General features: G+C 67.3%; 20 protein-coding genes. 10 read left to right on the plus strand and 10 right to left on the minus strand.

Annotation, left to right across the window (positions count from 1 at the left end; translation table 11 throughout):
* The first annotated feature begins 18 nt into the window (after nucleotides 1-18).
* Entirely contained in the window at nucleotides 19-255 is a 237-nt protein-coding gene (locus HMPREF9710_RS17010; protein WP_005668350.1) for a hypothetical protein, read from the plus strand.
* Between the two features lie 489 nt (nucleotides 256-744).
* Here the strand turns inward: HMPREF9710_RS17010 and HMPREF9710_RS17015 are convergent, their stop codons facing one another.
* On the minus strand, nucleotides 745-1,173 hold the full coding sequence (locus tag HMPREF9710_RS17015) for a DUF2141 domain-containing protein (RefSeq protein WP_005668352.1): 429 nt from the start codon (nucleotides 1,171-1,173) through the stop codon (nucleotides 745-747).
* Nucleotides 1,174-1,308: 135 nt separating this feature from the next.
* Here HMPREF9710_RS17015 and HMPREF9710_RS17020 point away from each other — a divergent pair, with 135 nt between their 5' ends.
* A complete protein-coding gene (locus HMPREF9710_RS17020; RefSeq protein WP_005668353.1) occupies nucleotides 1,309-1,845 on the plus strand; it encodes a sterol desaturase family protein in 537 nt (178 codons plus the stop codon).
* Here the strand turns inward: HMPREF9710_RS17020 and crtB are convergent.
* The 8 genes from crtB to HMPREF9710_RS17060 form a co-directional block, all read right to left on the minus strand.
* Nucleotides 1,739-2,734 (minus strand): 15-cis-phytoene synthase CrtB, encoded by a 996-nt coding sequence (gene crtB / locus HMPREF9710_RS17025; protein WP_005668355.1) that lies wholly within the window; start codon nucleotides 2,732-2,734, stop codon nucleotides 1,739-1,741. The two genes, HMPREF9710_RS17020 and crtB, sit on opposite strands and share 107 nt — an antisense overlap.
* Nucleotides 2,731-4,257 (minus strand): phytoene desaturase, encoded by a 1,527-nt coding sequence (locus tag HMPREF9710_RS17030; protein ID WP_005668357.1) that lies wholly within the window; start codon nucleotides 4,255-4,257, stop codon nucleotides 2,731-2,733. Before HMPREF9710_RS17030 ends, crtB begins: the two co-directional genes overlap by 4 nt.
* On the minus strand, nucleotides 4,254-5,438 hold the full coding sequence (crtY, locus tag HMPREF9710_RS17035; RefSeq protein ID WP_005668358.1) for a lycopene beta-cyclase CrtY: 1,185 nt from the start codon (nucleotides 5,436-5,438) through the stop codon (nucleotides 4,254-4,256). Before crtY ends, HMPREF9710_RS17030 begins: the two co-directional genes overlap by 4 nt.
* Entirely contained in the window at nucleotides 5,431-6,753 is a 1,323-nt protein-coding gene (locus HMPREF9710_RS17040; protein ID WP_005668360.1) for a glycosyltransferase, read from the minus strand. The genes crtY and HMPREF9710_RS17040 overlap by 8 nt, the downstream gene beginning before the upstream one ends.
* A 14-nt stretch (nucleotides 6,754-6,767) precedes the next feature.
* Nucleotides 6,768-7,766, minus strand: coding sequence for a polyprenyl synthetase family protein (locus HMPREF9710_RS17045; protein ID WP_005668362.1), 999 nt, complete (start codon nucleotides 7,764-7,766; stop codon nucleotides 6,768-6,770).
* Between the two features lie 198 nt (nucleotides 7,767-7,964).
* Entirely contained in the window at nucleotides 7,965-8,873 is a 909-nt protein-coding gene (locus tag HMPREF9710_RS17050) for a LysR family transcriptional regulator (RefSeq protein ID WP_005668363.1), read from the minus strand.
* Between the two features lie 22 nt (nucleotides 8,874-8,895).
* On the minus strand, nucleotides 8,896-9,813 hold the full coding sequence (locus HMPREF9710_RS17055; RefSeq protein WP_005668365.1) for a pseudouridine-5'-phosphate glycosidase: 918 nt from the start codon (nucleotides 9,811-9,813) through the stop codon (nucleotides 8,896-8,898).
* Between the two features lie 14 nt (nucleotides 9,814-9,827).
* Nucleotides 9,828-10,943: a carbohydrate kinase gene (locus HMPREF9710_RS17060; protein ID WP_005668367.1), complete on the minus strand. Its 1,116-nt coding sequence runs from the start codon at nucleotides 10,941-10,943 to the stop codon at nucleotides 9,828-9,830.
* 288 nt (nucleotides 10,944-11,231) lie between these two features.
* On the opposite strand from HMPREF9710_RS17060, the gene xapA reads away from it, so the two are divergent.
* The 7 genes from xapA (at nucleotide 11,232) to HMPREF9710_RS17095 (ending at nucleotide 18,919) form a co-directional block, all read left to right on the plus strand.
* A complete protein-coding gene (xapA, locus tag HMPREF9710_RS17065) occupies nucleotides 11,232-12,068 on the plus strand; it encodes a xanthosine phosphorylase (protein WP_005668368.1) in 837 nt (278 codons plus the stop codon).
* A 32-nt stretch (nucleotides 12,069-12,100) separates the two neighbouring features.
* Entirely contained in the window at nucleotides 12,101-13,294 is a 1,194-nt protein-coding gene (locus tag HMPREF9710_RS17070) for a phosphopentomutase (protein WP_005668370.1), read from the plus strand.
* The gene (gene deoC, locus HMPREF9710_RS17075; RefSeq protein ID WP_005668371.1) at nucleotides 13,291-14,247 is read left to right on the plus strand and encodes a deoxyribose-phosphate aldolase; all 957 of its coding nucleotides are present in this window, start codon (nucleotides 13,291-13,293) and stop codon (nucleotides 14,245-14,247) included. The genes HMPREF9710_RS17070 and deoC overlap by 4 nt, the downstream gene beginning before the upstream one ends.
* 14 nt (nucleotides 14,248-14,261) lie before the next feature.
* Nucleotides 14,262-16,640, plus strand: coding sequence for an aldehyde dehydrogenase family protein (locus HMPREF9710_RS17080; RefSeq protein WP_005668372.1), 2,379 nt, complete (start codon nucleotides 14,262-14,264; stop codon nucleotides 16,638-16,640).
* Nucleotides 16,641-16,773: 133 nt separating this feature from the next.
* Nucleotides 16,774-18,096, plus strand: coding sequence for a thymidine phosphorylase (gene deoA / locus HMPREF9710_RS17085; protein WP_005668374.1), 1,323 nt, complete (start codon nucleotides 16,774-16,776; stop codon nucleotides 18,094-18,096).
* A gap of 14 nt (nucleotides 18,097-18,110) precedes the next feature.
* Nucleotides 18,111-18,515 (plus strand): cytidine deaminase, encoded by a 405-nt coding sequence (locus HMPREF9710_RS17090; protein WP_005668376.1) that lies wholly within the window; start codon nucleotides 18,111-18,113, stop codon nucleotides 18,513-18,515.
* Nucleotides 18,516-18,592: 77 nt separating this feature from the next.
* Complete coding sequence (locus HMPREF9710_RS17095) at nucleotides 18,593-18,919, plus strand: hypothetical protein (protein ID WP_005668377.1); 327 nt, start codon at nucleotides 18,593-18,595, stop codon at nucleotides 18,917-18,919.
* A gap of 48 nt (nucleotides 18,920-18,967) precedes the next feature.
* On the opposite strand, the gene HMPREF9710_RS17100 is transcribed toward HMPREF9710_RS17095, so the two are convergent.
* Complete coding sequence (locus tag HMPREF9710_RS17100; protein ID WP_005668378.1) at nucleotides 18,968-19,504, minus strand: DUF2058 domain-containing protein; 537 nt, start codon at nucleotides 19,502-19,504, stop codon at nucleotides 18,968-18,970.
* A 188-nt stretch (nucleotides 19,505-19,692) separates the two neighbouring features.
* Here HMPREF9710_RS17100 and HMPREF9710_RS17105 point away from each other — a divergent pair, with 188 nt between their 5' ends.
* Nucleotides 19,693-20,388, plus strand: coding sequence for a DUF2076 domain-containing protein (locus HMPREF9710_RS17105; protein WP_005668379.1), 696 nt, complete (start codon nucleotides 19,693-19,695; stop codon nucleotides 20,386-20,388).
* The last annotated feature ends 113 nt before the right edge of the window (nucleotides 20,389-20,501 follow it).

The raw sequence follows: 20,501 nt of genomic DNA on the forward strand, positions 1-20,501 counted from the left end.
CCCTACTGGCCGGCCCTCATGCTCAAGTCGCTCGCACTGACCGCTCTCACCGTATTGACGGCCTGGCTGCTCATTCCGGTCTTCGTCCTGCCGCCGCTGGCGTTCTACTATGGCTACCAGGGCTACCGGCGGCGTCACGATGGCCGGACGCGCACGAGTATGGGCGCGAAGATACTATCATCGATCCCGATGCTGCTTGCGGCGGCGGTCTTCTGCTTCGGGGTGTTCCTGATCACGACCGAGTATCGAGCCTGAGCGTGGCGGTCTGCCCTTGCCGAGAGTACGAGAAGTCTGACAAGCGAACAGTCTTTGCGCTGGCACTATTGTCGAGCACTTAGTGAATAAAATCATCTCACTACGTGTGCAAGCGAGAAACGATGCCGGACCAAATATTCATTACATCAAGAAAGCAGAGGGAAGGCAGCTACTGTGGACAAAGCAGCGCCCATAGCGGCCAGCGCAAGCACGTGCGCAGCAAGACCTGCATCGGTCACCCTCCGGGCACGGGAAGCGCCGAGCTGGAAATCGCGTGCCGAAGAATCCGTCGCACACAGAGCGGGTCAGGCGCCGCGTCCGGTTGCGGATGACATCCAGTCTGGAATCACGCTACCGGCGGCCACGGAAGAATCGTTCAGCAATCCGGAAAGTCGCCGCAACATCCGTGCCTCGACAGCGAGCAGCCGAATGTGGCCGTCCAGCTCAGCATGGCGGCTTGCGACGCCGCCGCTGCGGGACTGAAGCCGATCAACGCAATTTGATATAGCTGACCGCCTTCTCGTCACGCAGCACGAAGGCTGCATCCTCGAAGCTCGGCGGCCCGAAGCGCCCGCGCGCATCGCGGCTGAAGGCATAGCGCTCCTTCGGGATGCCCAGCGCATTGCGATCGAGCTTGCCGTTGTCGTTCTCGTCCTGGAACGACAGCACGGCCCAGGTGCCGGGCGGCAGGTCGTCGACGGTGACCACGGTCTCGCCCACGCGCGCCGCGGCCGACGCCGCATACGGGCAATCCTTCAGGAAGGTCGCCTTGTCGCAGATCGCGACCCGCACCGTGCCCTTGGCAGTGGTGACGCCCTGGACCCTGACCTCGATCGCCGCGGCCGAAGCAAGACCGGCGGCGCCCACGCCTGACGCCAGCAGGAGGGAAAGACCCAGGGTGCGAAAGATCGACTGCATGAAAACTCCATAAGGTTAAGTGTGAATCGTGTTTGACCGTGTTTGACCGGTCTGCGGCAGCGCCGCGCAACCGTGCGCGCGGGCCGCCATGATAGGCTGTTGATATCCCGTCAACCCGCTCCGGCAGCCCTCATTATGCTTTCCAACGCGCTCATCGTCCTGGCCACCATCGCGTTCATGGAAGTGTTTTCCATCGTCGCGCACAAGTACGTGATGCACGGCTTCGGGTGGGGCTGGCACCGCTCGCACCACGAGCCGCGCACCGGCTGGTTCGAAAAGAACGACCTGTACGCCGTGGTGTTCGCCGGGGTCGCCATCGCCCTGATCTGGTTCGGCACGCGCGGCTACCACCCCCTCGAATGGATCGGCGCCGGCATGACCGCCTACGGCGCCTTGTACTTCATCGCCCACGACGGCCTGGTGCACCAGCGCTGGCCATTCCGCTACGTCCCCCGGAGCGGCTACCTCAAGCGCCTGTACCAGGCCCACCGCATGCACCATGCGGTGGAAGGTAAAGAGGGCGCCGTGTCCTTCGGCTTCCTGTACGCGCCGCCGGTCGCCCGGCTTAAACGTCAGCTGCAGGCGCGGCAGGGCCAGGTGCGCCGCCCGCGCGCCCAGGACGCAGCCACAGATCGCGCCGCCGCGGCGCCCTCGCTGCCCGAGCAGGGCTGAGGCGCGAGGCCAGCGCCTGGGCGCCGCCCAGGGCCAGCAGGCGCAGCTTGGCCGCCTTCGAGGTGCCCACCCGTTCGTCCCAGGCGTGCGCGCCGCGCCGCTTGACTTCGATCCCGATCTGCCGATAGACATTGCGCGCGGTGGCGATCGCCCAGGCCGAACGCAGGGGCAGGGCGGCGATGCCGAGCGTGGCGGACGCGTAATACGGCTCGGCATGGTCGACCAGGCGCGCGGCGACGGTCGCCAGCGCCGCGCGATGGCGCGGCAGGGCCACGTGGTCGGGCTGTATGCCGGCCTCCAGCAGCCATTCGGACGGCACGTAGCAGCGCCCGATCTTCGCATCGTCGATGATGTCGCGCGCGATGTTCGTCAGCTGGAAGGCCAGCCCCAGGTCGCAGGCGCGGTCCAGTACCAGCTCGTCGCGGGCGCCCATGATCGAGGCCATCATCAGGCCCACCACGCCGGCCACGTGGTAGCAGTAGCGCATGGTGTCGTCGATGGTGCGGTAGCGCGCCTCGTTGACGTCCATCGCGAAGCCGGCCAGGTGGTCGAAGGCATAGCGCGGCGCGATCGCGTGGCCCAGCGCCACTTCCTGGAAGGCGGCGAAGGCCGGGGTGCGCATCGGTTCGCCCGAATAGGCGCGCCGGGTGTCGTCGTACAGGCGGTCGAGCTCGAAATTGGCGCCATAGGCGCTCGGCGCGGCGGCGGCGAAGCCCAGTTCCTGGCCGTCGACCACGTCGTCGCAATGGCGGCACCAGGCGTACAGCATCAGCACGCTGCGCCGGGTGGCGGGCGGGAACAGCCTGGCGGCCGCCGCGAAGCTCTTCGACCCGACCGCGATGGTCTGGGTCGCGTGTTCCATCAGCTTGGTGCCGGCGTAGGCGCTCATGAGTGCACCCCGGCATGCACGCCTTCCAGCATCAGGCCGGCGGTCGCCTTGGCCGAGCCGATCACGCCCGGCACGCCGGCGCCGGGATGGGTGCCGGCGCCGACCAGGTACAGGTTGGGCAGCTCGGCGTCGCGGTTGTGCGGGCGGAACCAGGCGCTTTGCGTGAGGATCGGCTCCAGCGAGAAGGCCGAACCCAGGTGGGCGTTGAGTTGGTCGCGGAAATCGTGCGGCGTGAAGATGCGGCTCGTCACCAGCTGGCTGCGCAGGCCCGGCATGTAGCGCCGCTCGAGATAGTCGAAGATACGGTCGCGGTAGCGCGGGCCTTCGGTCTCCCAGTCGATCGGCGCGTTGCCCAGGTGCGGCACCGGCGCCAGCACGTAGTGGCTGCCGCAGCCGGGCGGCGCGAGCGAGGGATCGGTGACGCAGGGCGCGTGCAGGTAGAGCGAGAAGTCGTCGGCCAGTTGCTGGCCGTGGAAGATGTCCTTGATCAGCTCGCGGTAGCGCGGGCCGAAGCACACCGTGTGGTGCTGCAGCTGCTCGTGGTGTTTGTCCAGGCCGAAGTACAGCACGAACAGCGAATTGCTGAAGCGTTTCTTCTTGAGCGCCTCGCCGTGGCTGCTGCCGCGGCCATGGTTCTTCAGCAGGTCGGCATAAGTGTGCACCACGTCGGCGTTCGACGCCACGGCGTCGGCCATGAACCAGCGGCCGTCTTCCAGCCGCACGCCGCTGGCGAGATTGCCGGCGGTCTCGATGCGCGCCACCGATGCGTTCAGTTCCAGCTTGCCGCCCATGTCCTCGAACAGCCGCACCAGGCCTTTCACGAGCGCGCCGGTGCCGCCGCGCGGGAACCACACGCCCCAGCGTCGTTCGAGCGCATGAATAAGGGTGTAGATCGACGAGGTGGCGAACGGGTTGCCGCCCACCAGCAGCGAATGGAAGGAAAACGCCTGGCGCAGCTGCTCGTCCTTCACGAAGCGCGACACCATGCCGTACACGCTCTTCCACGCCTCCAGCCGCGCCAGCTGCGGGCCGGCCTGGATCATGTCGCGGAAAGAGAGAAACGGCACCGCGCCCAGCTTCAGGTAACCCTCGTCGAACACCGCCTTCGAATACGCCAAAAAGCGCCGGTAGCCGGCGACGTCTTGCGGGTTGCGCGCATGGATCTGGCGGTCCAGCGCCTCCTGGTCGTTGGCGTAGTCGAAGTGGCTGCCGTCTTCCCAGCACAGGCGGTAGAAGGGCGTGACCGGCAGCATCTCGACGTAGTCGCCCATCCGCTTGCCGCACAGGGTGAACAGTTCTTCGATCGCCGACGGATCGGTGATGACGGTCGGGCCGGCGTCGAACACGAAGCCCTGGTCCTCGTAGACGTAGGCGCGGCCGCCCGGCTTGTCGCGCTGTTCGAGCAGGGTCGTTTGCATGCCGGCGGCCTGCAGGCGGATGGCCAGCGCCAGGCCGCCGAATCCGGCGCCGATCACGACGGCGCGCTTTGGCTCGAGTCTCGGCTTGAAATTCATCTGGTTCATTCTGCGGTCCTGATCTGATAGGGGTGGGTCTTGCGCACGGCGTGAAAGGCTTCCATGACGGGCACCGGTGGTTTGCCGGTCAGCAGCCGCGCCTTGTCGCCCACGGTCGGATGGCCGGCATAGAAGCGGGCGATCAAGGGCGCGGGCAGGCCATAGAAACGCTGCATCACGCGCCAGCGGTGATCCGGGCTGCCGGCCAAAAACAGCATGCGGTTGAGCATGCGGAAGAAGCGCTGTTCGTCCCAGGCGTGCCGCGCCAGCGTGCGGATGGCGGCGAACAGCGTCGGGGCCGACAGGGCTGGCAGCGCGGCAATGCGCTCGGCCAGCCGCACTGCGTGCGGCAGCGAGTAGCCGGTGGTCGGGTGGAACAGGCCGGCGCGCAGGCCGACGCTGGGCTGGCCGTGAAGCTCGTCCCAGAAGCGGTCGAAGTCGCCGGCCAGCACGATCGGCAGCGAACCCTGTTCTTCGCGCAGCATGTCGCGCACGCGCCAGCCGCGCGCCCCCACATAGGCGGCGATGTTGGCGCGCAGCCGCTCCGGGTCCCAGGCGGCGCTGTCGACGTAGTGCGTGTCCTCGACCAGCACCCGGTCGGGCCCGAAAGGCAGCAGGTAGACGAAGCGGTAGCCGCCTTGCTGGGCCACGCTGGCGTCCATGATCACCGGCGCCGTCAAGCCATGGGCGGCGTCGAGCCGCAGTTCCTGGCCGAGGAAGGTCTGGTAGCCGAGCGCGAGATGGCTGCTGGGGCGCATGCCGCGGCCGTCGATGACGGCGCGCGCGTGCAGGGTTTCGCCATCGGCCAGCCGCACCGTGGTCGGCGTCACCTCGTCGATCCAGACGCCGGTGCGCAGCGCCGCGCCAAGTGCCGGTGCGACGACCTGGGCCAGGTCGTGCGAGGCGATGCTGGCATAGCCCCCCGCCAGTGTGCGGGCCAGATCGGGAAACACCACGTCGTAGCGCGGCCAGCGGTGGGTGACCAGCGGCGCGATCCAGCGCAGTTGCGCGGCATCGAGATCGCTGTCGTGGAACGACCAGGTATGGTTGCCGCCCAGGCGCTTGCCCTGTTCGAGCAGCAGGATGCGCAGTTCGGGGCGCGCGCTGCGCAGGCGCCACGCGGTCAAGCTGTTGGCCAGGCCGCCGCCGGCCAGGATCAGGTCGTAGTCGGGCTTGCCGCGTTCATCCATGGCTGGCCAGGCCTCGGGTCGCGGGTTGCAGGCCGAGCGCGGCCTCGATGACGTCGGCCGCGCGCGGCGCGCCGCCGGCCTGGCGGATCTGGTCGGCCAGCGGTTCCATGCGTTGCCGGAAGCCTGGCTCGTCGAGCAGGCGGCGCAGTTTGCGCGACAGTTCGGCCACCGTCGCGAAGCGCGGCGAGGCGCGCAGGCCGACGCCGGCGTATTCCACGCGGGCGGCGGCGCCCGGATGGTCGAAGGCGATCGGCAGCGCCAGGATCGGCGTGCGGCTGGCGACGGCTTCCATCACGGTGTTGGCGCCGGCATGCGAGATGACGGCGTCGGCGCGCGCCAGCACGGCCAGCTGGGGCACATAGGTGCGCACGCGGGTGTCGCCGATGCGTTCGAGCGCGCGCACCTGGGATCGATCCAGGCCGCCGCAGTGGGCGACCAGCAGTTGCGCGTCCTGGCGCGCGCAGGCCTGCGCGATGCGCTTGAACAGGCCGAAGCGCTGGCTGACCAGGGTGCCGAGCGAGGCGTAGACGAAGGGGCGCGTGTTCGACGCGGGCGGCAGCAACGTGGCAAGTTCGGCAGCCAGTTCGGCCGGCGTCTGGGCCGGCGCCGCGGCCCCGCTGTGCAGCGGGCCGACGTGATGAAAATGCGGCGGCAGCGCGCGCCGTGGAAAATCGAATCCCGGCACGATCTGGCCGACCTGGGCCAGCGGAGACAGGCAGTCGTGCAGTTTTCCGCGCGGCCCCAATCCGAGCTGCCGGGCCGCGGCGGAGATGGCGCGCTCGTGCGGCCGCATCATCCAGTCGTAGACCATGGTGCTGCCTTCGACGATCTTGAAGGCGCGCTCGCTGTCTTCATACATGAACGGCATGACGGGCAGCGGAATGCCGGGTTCACGGTTGACCGGCAGCGCGCAGGCGACCGAGACGAACGGCATGCCGGTGCCCTCGGCCACCAGGCCGCCGGCCGCCTCCATCTGGTCGGCGACCAGGAAGTCGACCTGCAGCCGGCGCAGCGCGGCCGGCAGTTCGCGGCACAGCATCGTGGTGCTGGCCGCCATGTCGAGGATCACGCGGCGCAGGCCCAGCGGCGAGCCGGGATTGGCCACCCGCGCCAGCATCGCCGGCAGCGAGCCGGCCGGGTGGGTGTCGAGACCGACGGCATGGAAGCCGATGCGTTCGTCCTTCACGTAGGCGGCGGCATCCGGCCGGTGCACGAAGGTGACGCGGTGCCCGCGCGCGAGCAGTTCGCGCGCGAGCACCGTCAGCGTATTGAAGTGGCTGTAGAGCGCCGGGGCCACCACCGCGAAATGCGCCATGCGGACCGCCGGCTTCAGGAGAGGCGCAGCTCGGCCAGTTGGGCGCCCGCACGCAGCTCGCGCGCCTTGGCCAGCTCGGGGGCGAAGCGCTTTCCCTTGCCTTCTTTCGCGAACAGGCCGGACACGAAGCGGCGCGTGCGGCCGTGGGCGCCGACGGCGGCGCTGAGGCAGCGGTCGGCTTCGACCAGGCAGGCCGCCAGGCGGCGCTGCGCTTCGTCGCGGCCCAGCGTGTTGATCAGGGTGGCCTTGCCGACGTCCTTGCCGGTGTCCTTGCCCGTGACGGCGCTGTCGTTGCCGGCGCCGTCGAGGAAGTCATCCTTGATCTGGAAGGCCTGGCCAGCCGCCAGCGCGAAGGCGCGCAACTGCTGCGCGACCTGCTCGTCGGCATGGCAGACGATGCAGGCCATGTCGACCGCGACGCCGAGCAGCAAGCCGGTCTTGAGTTCGTTGGTGGTGGCGATCGCCTCGGGCGAACGCGCGCCGCCGTGCAGGTCTTCGAACTGGCCGCGCACCAGGCCCTGGTCGCCGACCGTCTGCGCCAGCGTCGCGACCAGGCGCGCGCGGGTGGCGGGGGCGATGTCCTGGGCCTGCGACAGCACGCCGAAGGCGCGGCTGAGCAGGGCCACCGAAGCGAGGATGGCGACGTCTTCGCCATACTGGATGTGGATCGCGGGCTTGCCGCGCCGCAGGCTGGCGTCGTCCATGCAGGGCAGGTCGTCGAGGATCAGCGAGGCCGCGTGCACGAGCTCGACCGCGCAGGCGACGTCGATCAGGGCCGGCGAATTGCAGCCGAGGTCGCGCGCGACCAGCATCAGGAGCAGGGGACGCATGCGCTTGCCGGCGCTGAGCGCGGACGAGCGCATGGCCCTGGTGAGCTGGTCGTGGGGGCTGCCGGAGAGCAGCTGGTCGATGCGTTCGTCCACCGCCCGGCGCAGCGATGCGATGTCATCGAAGGCGGCGTCGTCGCCCGTTTCCACGCCGATCCCATCGTACCGCCGCGTCGCTGTAGTCATACGGAATCCTGTAGAAATTGATGAACTTGATAACCATCATACCGGAGACAAAGTTGAGAAATAGTTAATTGAACTCAATCGTGCGGGGGTTTCTTGCGCAAAAAATGCGCAATTTACGCTAGGACTTATGGGAAGGCGGTACAAAAACGGTTCGGCCCGCACATGGCGGGCCGAGCAGAAAAAGATAACCGGAAGTCGTCAGGCCGGCTGTTCTTCGGGAAACAGGATCTTGAGGAAGGCGCGCACCACCGGCGCATCGTCCTGGGCCGGGTAGCTGATGTACAGGTTGGCCGATGGCGCGTGGGCGTGGATCGGCAGGAAGCGCACGCCCGGCCAGCCGATGCGGCTGGTGGTTTCGGGCATCAGCGCCACGCCGAGGCCGGCGCCGACCATGGCCAGCAGGGTCTGCGGCTCGGCCGCCTCCTGGAAGATGGTCGGCTGGAACCCGGCGTTCACGCAGCACTGGAGCAGGTAGCGCGGCTCGGCCGACTGGTCCAGGTGCAGGGACAGCATGGGTTCGCCCGCGATCTCGGGCAGGGCGATGGCGTCGCGCGCGGCCAGCGGATGGCGGGCATTGACCGCCACGCAGAACTGCTCCCTGAAACAGAGTTCCTGGCGCAGGTTGGCCTGCTTGAGCACGTCCTGCTCGATGCGCGGCTCGCGCCAGAAGCCGACGTCGATCTGCTTGCTGCGCAGCGCTTCCCACTGGTCGTTCGGGCCCAGCTCGTGGATGGTCCAGCTCACGCGCGGAAACTGGCTCTGGAACTGCTCCAGCAGGCCGGGGATCGGGCCCCACATCGCCGAGCCGACGATGCCGACCCGTAGCCGTCCGACCTCGCCGCGGTCGATCTGGCGGATCGTGTCGATCGTCATGCGCATCTTGCCGAGCAGCTCGGCCGCCTCGACCATCAGCGCGCGGCCGGCCACGGTCAGCTCGAAGCTGCGCGTGGTGCGGGTGAACAGCTTCACCCCCAGCTCGCTCTCGAGCTTCATGATCTGCTGCGACAGCGGCGGCTGCGAGATGTGCAGGCGCTCGGCGGCGCGGCTGAAGCTTTTTTCTTCGGCCACCGCCAGGAAGTATTTGAGCTGTTTCAGGTCGATCGACATGGCGCGCCGCTCTTCGTTTTCATCAGGCAGCCTTGTGGTGCAGCGCCACGGCCAGGCGCGCGCCGACCAGGGCGTTGTGCTTGACCAGCGCGATATTGGTGGCCAGGCTGCGCCCGCCCGTCAGCTCCTTGATGCGGGCCAGCAGGAAGGGCGTGACCTGCTTGCCGGTCACCGCCTGCTGCTGCGCTTCGCCCAGGGCCTGGTGGATGATGGCGTCGATCTCGTCGGGCGCCATCGCCGACTCCGCCGGCACCGGGTTGCTGACCACCACGCCGCCCTTCAGGCCGAGCTGCCACTTGGTGCGGATGAAGGCGGCCTGTTCCTCGGGCGAGTCGAGCTGGAAGTCGGCCTTGAAGCCGCTGTCGCGCGTGAAGAAGGCGGGGAAGCCCGGCTGGCCGACGGCCAGCACCGGCACGCCGTGGGTCTCGAGGTATTCGAGCGTCAGGCCGATGTCGAGGATCGACTTCACGCCGGCGCACACCACGGCCACGCTGGTCTGGGCGAGCTCCTGCAGGTCGGCCGAGATGTCGAAGCTCGTCTCGGCGCCGCGGTGCACGCCGCCGATGCCGCCGGTGACGAAGACCTCGATGCCGGCCAGTTCGGCGCAGATCATGGTGGCGGCGACGGTGGTCGCGCCCAGCCGGGCCTGCGCCAGCACGTATGGCAGGTCGCGGCGGCTGACCTTGATGGCGTCGGGCGAGGAGCCCAGCGTCTCGAGCTGGTCTTCCGACAGGCCGACGCAGATCTTGCCGCCAATGATGGCGATGGTGGCCGGCACGGCGCCGGCGTCGCGGATGACCTGCTCGACTTCGCGCGCGGTGTGCACGTTCTGCGGGTAGGGCATGCCGTGCGAGATGATGGTCGATTCGAGGGCGACGATCGGCTTGCCGGCGGCGCGGGCGGCCGCCACTTCGGGCGAAAACAGGAGGAAGGATTGCATGGTCGGGTCTTTATTCAGTCGGTAACGAGGTCCTGGACCGGGGCGTCGAACAGCCCCGGCGCCAGTTGCGGGCAGACGGTCTGCGCGCAGGCGATGGTCATGGCGGCGAGCAGCTGGCCGCGGCGGCAGGCCGTTTCCAGGTCCAGCTCGGGCTGGCCGTTGTACAGGCTCCAGCAGACGGCGGCGCCGAAGGCGTCGCCGGCGCCGGTGACGTCGACCACGGCTGGCGCGTCGACAGGCTGGCCTTCGAGCGCCGCGATGCCGGTCGCGGTCGTGAACATGGCGCCTTGCGCGCCGCGCGTGACGATCACGTCCCGGACGCCGTCGCGCCGCAGTTCGGCGCAGGCCGCGGCGATGTCGGCAGCGGTCGCCAGCGGGCGGCCGGCGCGGGCCGCCAGCTCGCCCACGTTCAGGATCAACAGGCGCAGGCCGGTCAGGTCGCGCGGCAGGCGGTCGATCTTCGGTTCCGAGACGGCGACGATCACCATTGGCACACCGTCGCGCCGGCTGCCCTCCAGCAGCGTGGCGACCGTCTCGCGCGGCAGGTTCAGGTCGGCGACGATCAGGGCGGCGCCGGCGCGCTGCTGTTCGCGGGTGGCGAGGAAATCGGGCGTGAGCGACTCGTTGATCTCCATGTCGGCCAGCGCCACGCGCATGTCGCCGTCCTCGTCGAGCACCGCGGTATAGGTGCCGCTGGCGGCGCCGTCCACGCGCAGCGCGCCGCGGGTGTCGATGCCGGCTTCGTCGGCGTAGGAGAGCAGGGCGCGGCCGGACGAATCGCCGCCGACCGCCGTGACCAGCGCCGTGGGGGCGCCCAGGCGCGCCAGGTTCTCGGCGATGTTGCGCGCGACGCCGCCGAAGGATTCGGTCTGGCGCGCCGGGTTCGAGGTATTCAGGGTCAGCTTGCCGATGGTGCGCAGCTTGCGGTCGAGGTTGGCCGCGCCGACGCACAGGATCGGACGATGGTCGGGCAGCACGTAGGCGCGGCCGAGGATGCGGCGCTCGCGCACCAGGGTGGCGATGTAGTTCGCGACCGCGGAGCGCGACAGGCCGAGATGGCCGGCCAGGTCTTGTTGCGAGATGAAGGGGTTAGAACGGATCAGCTCGTATAACTGTTCTTTTTTCGGCATCGCGTTCAAATGCGCCGTCAGGCGCCCAGGACAATTGTTTTATCATGCTAGACAATTGTTTGGAGCATGTCAACGAATCTTTCCCCCAGTGTAAGCACCTCTCTCTCGCTTCGCATAATTTATCTATAAAAGATATAAATCGGGAAGAAAAAGTGTATTTGCCATACATATCGCCAATCATGCATAGTTATAATATCTAGTTGTCCAAATGCGCCGCACTCGTGTGCGCTGGGCAGCTGCCTCTCTCATCCGCGATCCCACATCACCCAGTTTTCAACAAGGAATATCATGTCCAGCAATACCCCATTCGAAGCCGCCGACATCATCCGCGCCCGCAAGCCGGGTTTCGCCCCGCGTGTGGCGCTGATCCTCGGTTCCGGACTGGGCGTGCTGGCCGAACAGCTGGTCGACGCGGTGTCGATCAGCTATGCCGACCTGCCGGGCTTCCCGATCTCCACCGTGCATGGCCACGCCGGCGAACTGGTGCTGGGTACCCTGGCCGGCGTCCCGGTCGCCTGCATGAAGGGCCGCGGCCACTTCTATGAAGGCTACGGTCCGGGCGTGATGACCTCGGCCATCCGCACGCTCAAGGAAATCGGCTGCGAACTGCTGTTCGTCACCAATGCCGCCGGTTCGCTGCGCGTCGAAGCCGACGCCGGCAGCCTGGTCGCGATCACCGACCATATCAACTTCCTGCCGGGCAGCCCGATGGCCGGCCCGAACGACGAGCGCTTCGGCCCGCGCTTCTTCAGCATGTCCAACGCCTATGACGCGGAGATCCGCGAGCAGGTCAAGCTTGTCGCGGCCGAGAAGGGCATCACCCTGCACGAAGGCGTGTACCTGGCCGCCGCCGGCCCGCACTTCGAGACCGTCGCCGAAATCCGCGCCTTCAAGACGCTGGGCGCCGACGTGGTGGGCATGTCGCTGATCCCGGAAGTGATCGCCGCGCGCCACTGCGGCCTGAAGGTCGCCGCCGTCTCGGCCATCACCAACCTGGCCGAAGGCCTGTCGCCGTTCGCGCTGTCGCACGAGCAGACCCTGAAGTACGCCGCCGTCGCGGCGCAGGACATGGTCAAGCTGATCCATGCGTACATCGAGCGCCTGGGTTCGACCCCGCGCGTTTGAGCGTAATCCATCCTTTTTTGAAAGCGAAGACCATGTCACGCGCATTCATCCTCCTGCTTGATTCCTTCGGCCTCGGCGCATTGCCGGACGCCGACAAATACGGCGACGCGGGCGCCAACACCTTCGGCCACATCGCCAAGTGGGCGGCGAAAGAGGGCAAGCCGATGTCGCTGCCGAACCTGGAGAAACTGGGTCTCGCGGCTGCCGCGCACAAGGCGAGCGGCGAGTGGGCGCCCGGCTTCGACCTGCGCGATGGCTTCACTGGCGCCTGGGGCGTCGCCCGCGAGCAGTCGACCGGCAAGGACACGCAGAGCGGCCACTGGGAAATCGCCGGCGTGCCGGTGCTGTTCGACTGGGGTTACTTCCCCAAGACCGTGCCGTCGTTCCCGGCCGAGCTGACCGACAAGCTGCAAGCGCTGACCGGCGTGCCGGGCTGGCTGGGCAACTGCCACGCCTCGGGCACCACCGTCATCAACGAGCTGGGCGACGAGCACGTCGCCACAGGCAAGCCGATCCTGTATACCTCGGCCGACTCGGTGCTGCAGATCGCGGCCCACGAAGAACACTTCGGCCTCGAGCGCCTGTACGAAGTCTGCGAAGCGGCCTACGAGCTGGTCAAGCCCTACAATATCGGCCGCGTGATCGCGCGTCCATTCGTGGGCGCCAACGGCGACTACAAGCGCACGTCGAACCGCCACGACTACGCCGTGCCGCCGATCGCGCCGACCCTGCTCGACCACGTCAAGGAAGCGGGCGGCGAGATGATCGCGCTCGGCAAGATCAGCGACATCTTCGCCGGCCAGGGCGTCACCCGCCTGGTCAAGGGCCCGGACAATATGGCGCTGTTCGACCGCCTGCTGGAAGTGGCCGACGAAGCGGGCGACAAGTCGCTCACTTTCGTCAACTTCGTCGACTTCGACATGCACTTCGGTCACCGCCGCGACGTCGCCGGCTATGCGAACGCGCTGCACGAGCTGGACGCGCGCCTGCCGGAATTCATGGCCAAGCTGAAGGATGGCGACCTGGTCGTGATCACCGCCGACCACGGCTGCGACCCGACCGCGCCTGGCTCGGACCACACCCGCGAGCACATCCCGATGATCTTCTTCGGCCCGGGCGTGAAGGCGCAGGAACTGCCGACCGCCGACACCTTCTCGAGCATCGGCGCCACGCTGGCGCAGCACCTCGGCGTCAAACCACTTTCGAACGGAACCGCACTGTTATGAGCCAGCCCCTGGATTTCAAACGTAATACCGGCATTGCGCTGGACCTGGGCCTGGTGAACAGCCTCAAGGTCAACCGCAACGCGGCCGACCGCCGCGCCGCCAGCCTGGCGAACCGCCGCACGGTCAAGAAGGAATACCAGGCCGCCTGGCTGGTGCGCGCCATCGAGTGCATGGACCTGACCACGCTGAGCGGCGACGACACGCCGGGCCGCGTCGAGCGCCTGTGCATGAAGGCGATGCGTCCGCTGCGCGCCGATCTGATGCAGGCCCTCGGCCTCGAGACCCTGTCGACCGGCGCCGTGTGCGTGTACCACGAGATGATCCAGCCCGCGGTGAAAGTGATCCAGGGCCGCCTGCCGATCGCCGCCGTGTCGACCGCTTTCCCGGCCGGCCTGTCGAGCATGGAAACCAAGGTGCGCGAAATCGAATTGTCGGTGGCCGCGGGCGCCACCGAGATCGACATCGTCATCACCCGCCAGCACGTGTTGACCGGTAACTGGCAAGCGCTGTACGACGAGATGGTGGCGTATCGCCAGGCGTGCGGCGAAGCGCACGTCAAGGCGATCCTGGCCACCGGCGACCTGGTGACCCTGGAAAACGTGGCCAAGGCCTCCTGGGTGTGCATGATGGGCGGCGCCGACTTCATCAAGACCTCGACCGGCAAGGAAGGCGTCAACGCCACCATTCCGGTGTCCCTGGTGATGGTGCGCGCGATCCGCGATTACTACGAACAGACCGGCTTCCAGATCGGCTACAAGCCGGCCGGCGGCGTGTCGACCGCGAAGTCGGCGCTGCAATACCTGACCGTGATGAAGGAAGAACTGGGCAACGACTGGCTGCAGCCGCACCTGTTCCGCATCGGCGCTTCCAGCCTGCTGACCGACATCGAGCGCCAGCTGGAGCACTACGTGACCGGGAACTACTCGGCCGCCCATCGCCACGCGCAACCTTAATTCCGGACTTCGTCATGCCAACAATCAAAGAGATTCTGAACACCATGGATTACGGTCCTGCACCAGAGAGTACCAAGGAAGCGCTCGCGTGGCTGGACCAGCGTGGCCGCCGCTTCGGCCTGTTCATCGACAACGCCTGGAGCGAGGCCGGCGCGACCTTCGCCACCAACAATCCGGCTGACGGCAGCGAGCTGGCGCAGGTGACGCAGGCGACGCAGGACGACGTCGAACGCGCCGTCGCCGCCGCGCGCCGCGCGCAGCCGGGCTGGGTCGCCCTCGGCGGCCATGGCCGCGCCAAGATCATGTATGCCTTGTCGCGCCTGCTGCAAAAGCACGCGCGCCTGTTCGCGGTGCTCGAGACGCTCGACAACGGCAAGACCATCCGCGAAACCCGCGACGCCGACCTGCCGTTAGCAAGCAGGCACTTCTATTATCACGCCGGCTGGGCGCAGCTGCAGTCCGAAGAATTCGCGGATTACCGCGCCGTCGGCGTGGTGGGCCAGATCGTGCCGTGGAATTTCCCGCTCCTGATGCTGGCATGGAAGATCGCGCCGGCGCTGGCCGCCGGTAACACGGTCGTGTTCAAGCCGGCCGAGTACACGCCCTTGAGCGCGCTGCTGTTCGCCGAGATCTGCCAGCGCGCCGGCGTCCCAAGCGGCGTGGTCAACATCGTCACCGGCGACGGCCGCGTGGGCGAAGCGATCGTGAATCACCCTGGCATCGACAAGATCGCCTTCACCGGCTCGACCGAAGTCGGCCGCCTGATCCGCAAGGCCACCGCAGGCAGCGGCAAGAAGCTGTCGCTGGAACTGGGCGGCAAGTCGCCGTTCATCGTGTTCGACGACGCCGACCTGGATGCGGCGGTCGAAGGCTTGGTCGATTCGATCTGGTTCAATCAGGGCCAGGTGTGCTGCGCCGGTTCGCGCCTGCTGGTGCAGGAGTCGGTCTATGACCGCTTCATCGCCAAGGTGAAGGCGCGCATGCAGAACCTGCGCGTCGGCTCGCCGCTGGACAAATCGAACGATATCGGCGCACTGGTCGATCCGGTGCAGCAGCAGCGCATCCACGGCCTCGTCGAATCGGCGCGCGCCGAGGGTTGCGAAGTGTGGCAGCCGAACGTCGAGCTGGCGACCACCGGCTCGTGGTATCTGCCGACCCTGATCACGGGCGCGTCGACCTCGGCTGCCGTGGCCCAGGCCGAGATCTTCGGACCGGTCCTGGTGGCGATGAGCTTCCGCACCCCGGCCGAGGCGGTTCAGTTGGCCAACAACACCGTGTATGGCCTGGGGGCCTGCGTGTGGAGCGAGTCGATCAGCCTGGCGCTGGACGTGGTCCCGCAGATCAAGGCCGGTGTGGTGTGGATCAACACCGCCAACCAGTTCGACGCGGCTTGCGGCTTTGGCGGCTACAAGGAATCGGGCTATGGCCGCGAAGGCGGCAAGGAGGGCATGGTCGAGTACCTGACGCCGCTGGCGGAAGATGCGCGTCCAGCGGCGCCAATCGTGGCCGACAAAGCCAAGGCCAGGCCGGCGCAGGAAGACAGCCCGTTCGCGGTCGACCGCACCGCCAAGCTGTACATCGGCGGCAAGCAGGCCCGCCCTGACGGCGCCTACAGCCGCGCCATCCATGGCGCCAATGGCGACTTCCTGGCGGACATCGGCGAAGGCAGCCGCAAGGACATCCGCAACGCCGTGGAAGCGGCGCACAAGGCCGCCGGCTGGACCAGGGCGACCGCGCACAACCGCGCGCAGGTGCTGTACTACATCGCCGAGAACCTGGCGATCCGCGCCGACGAATTCGCGCAGCGCATCGCGCAGCAGACCGGTTCGAAGGATGCGGCGCGCGAAGTGGCCGCCTCGATCGAGCGCCTGTTCTACTGGGCGGCGTGGGCCGACAAGTACGACGGCGCGGCGCACCAGCCGCCGATGCACGGCATCACCGTCGCGCTCAACGAGCCGGTCGGCGTGATCGGCATCGTGTGCCCGAACGAGAACCCGCTGCTGGGCTTCATCTCGTTGGTGGCGCCGGCGCTGGCGCTGGGCAACCGCGTGGTGGCGGTGCCGTCGGAGCAGCATCCGTTATCGAGCATCGACCTGTACCAGGTGCTGGATACCTCGGACCTGCCGGGCGGCGCGCTGAACATCGTCACTGGCTCCGCCGACGAGCTGGCGCGCACACTGGCGACGCATGGCGATATCGATGCGGTGTGGCGTCATGATGGTTCGGCGGAAGGCTGTGCCGAAGTCGAGCGTTTGTCGGCCGAATCGCTCAAGCGCACCTGGACCGGCGGCGCCAAGGGCCGCGACTGGTTCGATCCGAAGCAGGCCTGCGGCCGCACGGTGCTGCAGCATGCGAGCCAGGTCAAGAATGTCTGGATTCCGTACGGCGTGTAATCAGCCCGGAACCTCAAACCCTGTCATTCCCGCGCAGGCGGGAATCCAAGCAAGCTAGCGTATCGCGAACGACTTGGATTCCCGCCTCCGCGGGAATGACGTTTTCAAGCTATTAGCGAAAACGGACACAATCATGTTCCTCCCCCAAGAAATCGTCCGCAAGAAGCGCGACGGCGGCGTCCTTTCCGCCGAAGAGATCCAGTTCTTCGTGCGCGGCATCCCTGACGGCAGCGTCACCGAAGGCCAGATCGCGGCCTTCGCCATGGCGGTCTATTTCAACGACATGACGATGGATGAACGCGTCGCCTTCACGCTGGCGATGCGCGACTCGGGCCAGGTCATGGAATGGAAATCGCTGGATTTGCCCGGCCCGGTGGTCGACAAGCACTCGACCGGCGGCGTCGGCGACGTGGTATCGCTGATGCTGGGACCGATGATCGCGGCCTGCGGCGGCTTCGTGCCGATGATCTCGGGGCGCGGCCTGGGCCACACCGGCGGCACGCTCGACAAGTTCGATTCGATCCCGGGCTACAGCACCGTGCCGGAACCCGAAAAGTTCCGCCAGGTGGTGCGGGACGTGGGCGTGGCCATCATCGGCCAGACCGCCCAGCTGGCGCCGGCCGACAAGCGTTTCTACAGCATCCGCGACACCACGGCGACCGTGGAATCGGTGGCCATGATCACCGGCTCGATCCTGTCCAAGAAGCTGTCGGCGGGCCTGGATGCGCTGGTGATGGACGTGAAGGTCGGCAGCGGCGCCTTCATGCCGACTCCGGCCAAATCGCTGGAGCTGGCCGAATCGATCGTCAGCGTCGGCAACGGCGCCGGCACCCGCACCTCGGCCATCCTCACCGGCATGAACGAATCGCTGTGCCACGCCGCCGGCAATGCCGTCGAAGTGCGCGTCGCGATCGACTACCTGAGCGGCAAATCGCGCCCGGCGCGCCTGCACGAGGTGACGATGGCGCTGTGCGCCGAGATGCTCGTCATCTCGGGCCTGGCGTCGAGCGAGCAGGAAGCGCGCGCCAGGCTGCAGGCGGCTCTCGATTCGGGAGGAGCCGCCGAGCGTTTCGCGCGCATGGTGACCGCCCTGGGCGGCCCGGCCGACCTGATGGACAAGCCCGATGCCTACCTGGAAACGGCGCCGGTCATCGTGCCCGCGCCTGCGCTGCAGGCCGGCTATGCGAGCGCGGTCGACACCCGCGAACTGGGCCTGGCCGTGGTGGCGCTGGGCGGTGGCCGCGTGCGTCCGCAGGATGCGATCGACTTCGCCGTCGGCCTGACCGGGCTGGTGGAACTGGGCGATGCGATCGTCGTCGGCCAGCCGCTGGCGATGGTGCATGCGCGCACCCGGGAAGCCGCCGAGCAGGCCATCCGCCAGGTGCAGGCCGCCTACCGCATCGCTCTTGACAAGCCGGCCGTCGAGCCGATGATCCACCGCACCGTTCGTCCCTGAGCTGAGGACCAATCATGAAATACGCGAAACTGATCGATGAAGCGCGCGCCGCGCGCGAGCTGGCCTATGCCCCCTACTCGAAGTTCAAGGTAGGCGCCGCGCTGGAGTGCAAGGATGGCCGCATCTTCCGCGGCTGTAACGTGGAGAACGCCGCCTACGGCCTGTGCAACTGCGCAGAGCGCACCGCCTTGTTCAGCGCCATCGCCAGCGGCTACCAGCCGGGCGATTTCGCGGCCCTGGCCGTGATCGGCCAGACCGAGGGCCCGATCGCGCCTTGCGGCGCCTGCCGCCAGGTGATCCTGGAGCTGGGCGGCAACGAATTGCCGGTGGTGCTGACCAACCTGGGCGGCGACGTATTCGAGACCACTGCGGCGGCGCAGTTGCCGAATGCCTTCGGCGGGCGTGACCTGGGCAATTAAACAGGCCTTGTGATCCGCGATTCGGTCACCACCATGATGACATCCTTATATGCTTTAACCTGGAATTGGAGGTAGTCATGAAGAAAGTCATCGTGCTGTTGAGTGGTGTGATCATCGCGGCGAGCGCCGCGGCCCAGGCGGACAAGACCAGTTCGAATACAACCCAGGCTGAACGGACGGGAACCGTCGATCGGCAGATTCCGGCCAATACCGACCGCGACAAGCGGGAGAATCCGGCCGCGGAAGGGCCGGAAAGCGCGAACATCGTCGACCCCGATTTCCAGGGCAGCAGCAAGCAGGAAACCACCGCATCCGGCCTGGGGCAGCCGAAGAAGGAAGGCGAGCGGTCTTCGAAGAAGAGCGGTTCGGACGTGCAGGACGTGGAAAACAAGACGAAACAGTAAGCTTCGTCACAGCGGCCCCATCGGGGTCTGCGTTGGGGCCGCCTTCGATCACCACATCAGGTCGTCCGGAATCTTGTAATCCGCGTACGGATCGTCTTCTTCCACTTCCTGCACCTTCTTCTTGATCTGCACCACGATCGAGGCATCGCGCTGGGCGATCTTTTCGCCGATCACGCGCGGCACCAGTTCAAAGCTGCCATTCATGTGGACGATCACCAGGCGTCCCGCCACCAGATGCTCGACGATCTGCGACGTCACGTGGATGCGCTCGATCTTGGTGCCGAAGGTAAAGTTGTAGGGCACGTCGCCCTTGCCCTTCGACTGCTTGTTCTGCTGCACCAGCTGGGCGATCTGCGCCAGGATGGCTTTCTGGGTCGCCGCGGCGTCGCGCTGGGCGTTCAGTTCGCGCGCCCGTTCCGCGTTCTTGCGCTGCATCTCGAGCGCGGCTTCGCGCGATTCGTTGACCTTTTCCACGCCGGTGCGCAACACTTCCTTGTGTTGCTTGCTCTTGTCCTGGTTGACCTGCTTGACCTTCTTCTTGTCGACCAGGCCGGCTTTCAATAACTGCTCTTGCAGCGAGACCATGTTGTGCTTCCTTGAAATGATGAATGCCGCTCGCGGCGCCAGCCGATAGCATAGCAACAAGCGCGGCGGAAAGCGATCACATGCCGGCCGGGATGGCGCAGGCGAACTCGCGCCTGCCGTACGACTTGAAATAGCGATGACTGATCCACAACATAGTGGAATACCGTCCATCAGACAGGAGCTCGACAATGAACCCATCCGACGAAAAGATGTTGCAGGATTTCCTGGGCCAGCTGGTGCAGGCCCGTGGCGTGGCCAAGGATCCGGAAGCCGACGCACTGATCCAGCGCGCCGTGGCCCAGCAGCCGGACGCCGCCTACCTGCTGGTGCAGCGCGCACTGCTGGTGGAGCAGGCGCTGGGCAATGCCAAGGCCCGTATCGCCGAGCTCGAAAGCCAGGGCGGGAGAGGAAGCGGGGGATTCCTCGACGCGAACCAATGGGGAAACTCCGCGCAGAGCCAGCCATCGAATCCGGTCCCGGGAGTCAAGCAGGGGGCTTACCAGCAGAACGGACCGACCGGCTTGGCACCGCAGGCCCAGCCGGCGCGAAGCGGCGGCTTCCTGGGCGGCGCCGGCGGCAGCATGCTGGGCACGATGGCGGCCACGGCGGCCGGGGTGGCGGCCGGCAGCTTCCTGTTCCACGGCATCGGCAACCTGCTGGGCAATGACGGGCAGGGCGCCTCGAACCACTTGTTGGCGGACAACGCGGCCGACGGTGGCGCGGCCGAGGCGGCCGGGGGCGGGGCGCTGGCGGACCAGGCCGGCATCGGGGCGATCGACGAGCCAGGCGGCGGCGCCGACGACAGCCTGGCCGACAACAGCAGCGAGGATAGCCTGGGCGGCTTCTTCGACGGCGACGGTTCCGACGAAGGGCTGTTCGGCTGACGATACCCGGGATCGTCGCACGCTCCTTGCAGGCGCAGATGACGGCACCTTGCCGGCTTTCGTGGAAGCGTCGCGGCGAAAGCGGCAGGATGGCCTTTCCGGTTGTGGCACGC

This window comes from Massilia timonae CCUG 45783, assembly GCF_000315425.1.
Lineage (GTDB): Bacteria > Pseudomonadota > Gammaproteobacteria > Burkholderiales > Burkholderiaceae_D > Telluria > Telluria timonae.

Coding starts and splice junctions, on each gene's coding strand:
- xapA (WP_005668368.1), top strand. CDS start 11,232: ATGTCCAGCAATACCCCATTCGAAGCCGCCGACATCATCCGCGCCCGC.
- HMPREF9710_RS17060 (WP_005668367.1), bottom strand. CDS start 10,943: ATGCCGAAAAAAGAACAGTTATACGAGCTGATCCGTTCTAACCCCTTC.
- deoA (WP_005668374.1), top strand. CDS start 16,774: ATGTTCCTCCCCCAAGAAATCGTCCGCAAGAAGCGCGACGGCGGCGTC.
- HMPREF9710_RS17100 (WP_005668378.1), bottom strand. CDS start 19,504: ATGGTCTCGCTGCAAGAGCAGTTATTGAAAGCCGGCCTGGTCGACAAG.
- HMPREF9710_RS17095 (WP_005668377.1), top strand. CDS start 18,593: ATGAAGAAAGTCATCGTGCTGTTGAGTGGTGTGATCATCGCGGCGAGC.
- HMPREF9710_RS17015 (WP_005668352.1), bottom strand. CDS start 1,173: ATGCAGTCGATCTTTCGCACCCTGGGTCTTTCCCTCCTGCTGGCGTCA.
- HMPREF9710_RS17020 (WP_005668353.1), top strand. CDS start 1,309: ATGCTTTCCAACGCGCTCATCGTCCTGGCCACCATCGCGTTCATGGAA.
- crtY (WP_005668358.1), bottom strand. CDS start 5,438: ATGGATGAACGCGGCAAGCCCGACTACGACCTGATCCTGGCCGGCGGC.
- HMPREF9710_RS17090 (WP_005668376.1), top strand. CDS start 18,111: ATGAAATACGCGAAACTGATCGATGAAGCGCGCGCCGCGCGCGAGCTG.
- HMPREF9710_RS17050 (WP_005668363.1), bottom strand. CDS start 8,873: ATGTCGATCGACCTGAAACAGCTCAAATACTTCCTGGCGGTGGCCGAA.
- HMPREF9710_RS17105 (WP_005668379.1), top strand. CDS start 19,693: ATGAACCCATCCGACGAAAAGATGTTGCAGGATTTCCTGGGCCAGCTG.
- HMPREF9710_RS17070 (WP_005668370.1), top strand. CDS start 12,101: ATGTCACGCGCATTCATCCTCCTGCTTGATTCCTTCGGCCTCGGCGCA.
- HMPREF9710_RS17055 (WP_005668365.1), bottom strand. CDS start 9,813: ATGCAATCCTTCCTCCTGTTTTCGCCCGAAGTGGCGGCCGCCCGCGCC.
- deoC (WP_005668371.1), top strand. CDS start 13,291: ATGAGCCAGCCCCTGGATTTCAAACGTAATACCGGCATTGCGCTGGAC.
- HMPREF9710_RS17010 (WP_005668350.1), top strand. CDS start 19: ATGCTCAAGTCGCTCGCACTGACCGCTCTCACCGTATTGACGGCCTGG.
- HMPREF9710_RS17080 (WP_005668372.1), top strand. CDS start 14,262: ATGCCAACAATCAAAGAGATTCTGAACACCATGGATTACGGTCCTGCA.
- crtB (WP_005668355.1), bottom strand. CDS start 2,734: ATGAGCGCCTACGCCGGCACCAAGCTGATGGAACACGCGACCCAGACC.
- HMPREF9710_RS17045 (WP_005668362.1), bottom strand. CDS start 7,766: ATGACTACAGCGACGCGGCGGTACGATGGGATCGGCGTGGAAACGGGC.
- HMPREF9710_RS17040 (WP_005668360.1), bottom strand. CDS start 6,753: ATGGCGCATTTCGCGGTGGTGGCCCCGGCGCTCTACAGCCACTTCAAT.
- HMPREF9710_RS17030 (WP_005668357.1), bottom strand. CDS start 4,257: ATGAACCAGATGAATTTCAAGCCGAGACTCGAGCCAAAGCGCGCCGTC.